This is a genomic window from Rhizobium sp. PRIMUS64 (assembly GCF_023006465.1).
GTDB classification, from domain to species: domain Bacteria; phylum Pseudomonadota; class Alphaproteobacteria; order Rhizobiales; family Rhizobiaceae; genus Rhizobium; species Rhizobium leguminosarum.
In genome coordinates, this window is the sequence record NZ_JALBGX010000304.1 from 1 (window position 1) to 908 (window position 908).

The window sequence follows — 908 nt, forward strand, 5'->3', positions numbered from 1 at the left end:
AGCCGCGCTCATGCACACGCCGCTGACCGGCGGCCTGCCGGAAACGGCGATGATCCGCGGCTGGAGCGACCTCGTCCTCATCGGCGATTTCCTCGACGATGCGCCGGCAATCATGGAACGGCTCGGCCCGCTCGCCCGCCGCGGCCTGCGTGGCCACGTGGTCGAGATATCAGATCCCGCCGAAGAGATATTCCCCTATAGCGGCCGCACCGAATTCACCGATCCGGAGAGCGGCGCCAGGCTCGTTTCCGGCCGCGCCGAACACATCCGCGAGGCCTATCGCAACGCCTACCTCGCCCGCAGGGACAGCCTCGGACAGTCGCTGCGCCATCTCGGCTGGACCTTCGCGACCCACCGCACCGATCATCTTGCTTCGGAAGCGCTGGTCGCGGTGCACATGTATCTGTCCGGCATGCCGGCCAAAGCAACGCATGGAGGGCAGCTATGAACGCCCTTCCCTTCGCTTTCGCCTATCCCGCCATTCTCGGCGCGCTCGTTGCCTTGCCGGTCATCTGGTGGCTGCTGCGGCTGACACCGCCACGTCCGAAGACCGAGGTCTTCCCGCCGCTGAAGATCCTCGCCTTGGTGTTGAAGCGCGAGGAGACGCCGGCGCAAAGCCCTTGGTGGCTGACGCTGCTGCGCATGCTGCTCGCCGCCACCATCATCCTTGCGATCGCCGATCCGGTTTTCAATCCGCGCACCAGTTCGCTCGCATCAGGTGGCCCGCTCGTCCTCTTCGTCGATAACAGCTGGGCGGCGGCACCCGACTGGGAGCGCCGCATCCAGACCGCCGACGCGTTGATAGACGATGCCGAATCCGCCGGCACACCCGTGTCTATCGCTTTCACCGCCGATCCGACCAACGACGCCGTGCCCGGCACCGCCGCTGCCGCTCGCGACAAGCTTCG

The 908-nt window shown here is 66.6% G+C and carries 1 protein-coding gene and 1 pseudogene; both read left to right on the forward strand.

Annotated features, from left to right (window positions below; genetic code table 11):
- Nucleotides 1–448, forward strand: a pseudogene (locus MOV76_RS39240) (DUF58 domain-containing protein); the annotation flags it as partial.
- On the forward strand, nt 445–908 hold a 464-nt coding region (locus MOV76_RS39245), incomplete at its 3' end, for a BatA domain-containing protein (RefSeq protein ID WP_247266606.1). The pseudogene MOV76_RS39240 and the gene MOV76_RS39245, both read left to right, overlap by 4 nt.